This window comes from Mesorhizobium escarrei (assembly GCF_935825525.1).
Taxonomy (GTDB): Bacteria; Pseudomonadota; Alphaproteobacteria; order Rhizobiales; family Rhizobiaceae; genus Mesorhizobium; species Mesorhizobium escarrei.
In genome coordinates, this window is sequence record NZ_CAKXZT010000005.1 from 1 (window position 1) to 3,658 (window position 3,658).

At 61.8% G+C, this 3,658-nt stretch carries 3 protein-coding genes; all 3 read left to right on the forward strand.

The window, feature by feature from the left end; all coding sequences use genetic code 11:
* Positions 1-149 precede the first annotated feature (149 nt).
* Genes NMG80_RS01075 through NMG80_RS01085 form a run of 3 tightly spaced genes read left to right on the forward strand, consistent with a single transcriptional unit; the run spans position 150 to position 3,591 of the window.
* Positions 150-1,421, forward strand: a complete 1,272-nt coding sequence (locus tag NMG80_RS01075; protein ID WP_254016414.1) for an IS91 family transposase — start codon at positions 150-152, stop codon at positions 1,419-1,421.
* Positions 1,418-2,407: a glycosyltransferase family 2 protein gene (locus tag NMG80_RS01080; RefSeq protein WP_254016415.1), complete on the forward strand. Its 990-nt coding sequence runs from the start codon at positions 1,418-1,420 to the stop codon at positions 2,405-2,407. Before NMG80_RS01075 ends, NMG80_RS01080 begins: the two co-directional genes overlap by 4 nt.
* 2 nt (positions 2,408-2,409) lie before the next feature.
* Positions 2,410-3,591 (forward strand): glycosyltransferase family 2 protein, encoded by a 1,182-nt coding sequence (locus NMG80_RS01085; RefSeq protein ID WP_254016416.1) that lies wholly within the window; start codon positions 2,410-2,412, stop codon positions 3,589-3,591.
* The last annotated feature ends 67 nt before the right edge of the window (positions 3,592-3,658 follow it).

A 3,658-nucleotide genomic window follows, 5' to 3' on the forward strand; every position in this document is an offset into this window, starting at 1 on the left:
TGAGCATTATGACGCGTGGCTGCTGGGCCATCGCAGCCTGGCGACGACGACACTATACGCCCAGGTCTCAACGGCTGTGATCGGCCGGACCGCCAGTCCTTTTGACCAACTCCACATGGAGATCACGCCGCCCGGCTGAGCCGCGAGCCATGCGCCCGGATCTGGAAGTGGCGGATGTATTCCACCGTCACGGGGCTGATTATCGCCGCGACCATGCCGGCCATCTCGGGCGTGTCGAGCGGCGGGTCATGGCCGCGGTGGAGGCGTGCCGGACCGCGGCCTTGGGCGGTCACGCCGAACACTGCACCGACTGCGGCCTCGTGCGGCAAGCCTATAACTCCTGCCGCAACCGCCACTGCCCTAAATGCCAAGGCCTAGCCCGCGCCCAGTGGCTGGCCGAGCGGCAGGCTGAGCTGCTGCCTGTCCCATACTTCCACGTGGTCTTCACCGTCCCGGCCCAGATCGCTGAGATCGCCTTCCAGAACAAGGCGGCGGTCTATGCGATCCTGTTCAAGGCCGCATCCGAAGCCTTGAGGGTGGCGGCGGCCGATACCAGGCAACTGGGCGCCGAGATCGGCATGGTCGCCGTGCTTCATACCTGGGGTCAAAATCTCCACCATCATCCGCATGTCCACTGCGTCGTGCCGGGCGGTGGCCTGTCGCTCGAGCCTGCCCCGGGGAAGGCCGGGGACCGGCGATGGATCGCCGGCCGGCCGGGATTTTTCCTGCCCGTGCGGGTTCTGTCGCGCCTGTTCAGGCGGCTATTCCTGGAGCGCCTGCAGGACGCCTTCGACGCCGGTCAGCTTCGCTTATTCAGCGATCTCGCCAGCCTGGCCGACCCTGCCACTTTCTGCACCCAACTGGCTGGATTGAAGCGGATCGAATGGGTCGTCTTCGCCAAGCCCCCGTTCGGCGGTCCCGAACAGGTCCTCGCCTATCTGGGCCGCTACACCCATCGCGTCGCCATCGCCAACAGCCGCCTCGTGAGCCTGGACCAGGGAAAGGTCAGCTTCCGCTGGAAAGACTATCGCCACCACGACAAGTCCAAGCACAAGCTCATGACCTTAAGCGCCGACGAGTTCATCCGGCGCTTCCTGCTGCACGCCCTTCCAGACGGATTCCATCGCATCCGCCATTACGGCCTCCTCGCCAACGGCCACCGCGTCGCCAAGCTCGCCCAGTGCCGTCTTCTTCTGGCGGCGCCCACGCCGCTGACGCCGGACCCGACCGCCGACTATCGCCAGCGTTACCGCTGTCTCACAGGGCGCTCCCTGGACATCTGTCCGGGCTGCGGCGCCGCCATGGCCTCGCTCGGCCCGATCCCGCGCAATTCGCCCCGATCGTTGAAGAGGGGTGCTGGTTGCAATGCTGGCGCCCTCCTTGTTTACTGGCTCTCGCAGAGAAACCGAAGGCTCCAATGATCCAGGACAATGCCACGGTCGGCGTCGTGGTGCCGATGTTCAATGCCGAGCGAACCATTCGCGCCACCTTGACCAGCATCTGCCAGCAGGACCATCAGGCACTGGACATTATCGTGGTGGACGACGGGTCGACAGACCGGTCCCCCTCGATTGTCGCCTCCTGTGCTGAGAGAGACCGGCGTATACGCCTGATCAAGCAGTCGAACGCCGGTGTTGCGCAGGCCCGCAACAGCGGTGCGGCCTCTACCGATGCCGAGTTTCTGGCGTTTGTCGACGCGGATGATCTCTGGGCCCCATCCAAGATCGCACGGCAGCTACGCGCCCTGCAGGAAGGCGGCTCTTCTGCGGGTCTGGCATATTGCTGGTTTGCGCAAATCGACGAGAACGGCCGGGTATTCTCACTGTACAACCGGCCCGATGCCGATGGCCAGGTTCTGCAACGGATGTGCAGAATGAATTTCGTCGGCAACGGAAGTTCGATGCTGATGCGTCGCTCCGCATTCGAGCGGGCGGGACAATTCGATCCTTCCCTGAGGGCCAGGAACGCACAGGGCTGTGAGGATCTTCTAATGTGCCTCAGAATAGCGGAAAACTACGAATTCCGCGTCGTGCCCCAGCACCTCGTGGGCTACCGGATGACGAATGTCAACATGTCAAGCGATGTCATGCAGATGCTTCGTTCGTGTGAGATTGTTCTTGCCGAGTTTCGCAAAAAATATCCGCAGTTCGGCAGCGATCTCGATGCCCATCTGGTCGACATGATTCATTGGCTTGCGGTGAGAGCTTTGATCGGCGGGCAGCTTTACTCGGCCTGCAAACTATCGAAGAAACTCTTCGTCCTGGATCCGCGCACTGCGATTTCTCGCCTGCCCAACATGGTGGACGTTTACTGCAGGGCCAGGTTGGTTCCTCGCTGGATCAAGGTTGGAGTGAAACGGATGCGCAACGCCGAATTTCGGCCGCTTTATAATGAAATCAGTCGGTGAAGATGTCGCCAAGCTGGCGCGCAAATGTGCTGGAGGCAGATCTGCGGAGAATGTTCGGCGTGGCTGACGGCGCAGGTGTCCGCCATATGGATTTAGACATCCAAGTTGCTCCTGAAGACTGCGATCCCGGCATGATCGTCTTGTGGCGCGGCGGGCTGCCAGTTGGGCATCTGCTCAGGGGAAGCGATGGCCAGTGCCGCGCTACCCCGGTTGCGGCCGCTCGAGACTCGGGACCGACCTCACCGGTTCAGAACCTGCCGAGCGCCAGCGTGGTCATCTGCACGCGCGACAGGCCGAACGAGTTGCGGCGCTGTCTGGCTTCGCTTCCTCAGCAAAGTTTGCCGCCGGCAGAGATCATCGTGGTCGATAACGCCTCGAAAGGCGACGAAACGCGCCAGGTCGTTCTGGCCGCCGGTGCAATCTACCTGCGCGAGGATCGACCCGGCCTGGATATTGCGCGCAACCGAGGAGCTCAGAGGGCATCCTCTTCCATCGTTGCATACACTGACGACGATGTTCTGCTTCATCCGCATTGGCTTGAGCGATTGGTTGCTGCGTTCGACAGCCGCTCGATCGGCGCCGTGACGGGCCTTGTGCTGCCCGCCGAGATTGCCACCGAAGCCCAGCGGTATTTCGAGACATTCTGGAGCTTCGGGCAGGGCTACACACCACAGACCTTCCGTGCGGACGACTTCGCCGCAAGAAAGCACGAGGTGTTTCCTTCCTGGCAAATTGGCGCCGGCGCCAGCATGGCGTTCCGACGCGAAGTATTCGACCGCGCCGGGATGTTTGACGAGCGCCTCGACGTCGGTCAGGCCGGATGCTCGGGGGATTCCGAATATTGGTATCGGCTGCTCGCCAATGGATATGACTGCCGGTATGAGCCTGCCTCCGTCGCGTTCCACTTTCACAGACGGACGATGGAGAGCTTGGCCAAACAAATCTACTTCTACATGCGCGGCCATTCAGCCGCATTGCTCGTCCAGCATGAGCGGACTGGCGTCAGGGCGAATTTGGAACAAGCTTTCAAATGGAAGCCGCTCTGGTATCTCGCAAGAGTTCGCAGGAGACTGTTTCGACGCAGTATCCCTGAGGACCGTTTCCTTTGGCAAGAAATCGCCGGCTATGTTTCGGGGCTCCTGTTCTACCTTCGAACCAGGCGGGTAAGACGGCGTGGCGCATAATCCCTTGGTTTCAATCGTGGTTCCTGCGCACAACGCGGAGGTGACGCTGGCGCGCGCACTCGATTGC

Bases quoted from the DNA above. Each gene is read 5' to 3' on its own strand.
- NMG80_RS01075 (WP_254016414.1), top strand. From the start codon at position 150: ATGCGCCCGGATCTGGAAGTGGCGGATGTATTCCACCGTCACGGGGCT.
- NMG80_RS01085 (WP_254016416.1), top strand. From the start codon at position 2,410: ATGTCGCCAAGCTGGCGCGCAAATGTGCTGGAGGCAGATCTGCGGAGA.
- NMG80_RS01080 (WP_254016415.1), top strand. From the start codon at position 1,418: ATGATCCAGGACAATGCCACGGTCGGCGTCGTGGTGCCGATGTTCAAT.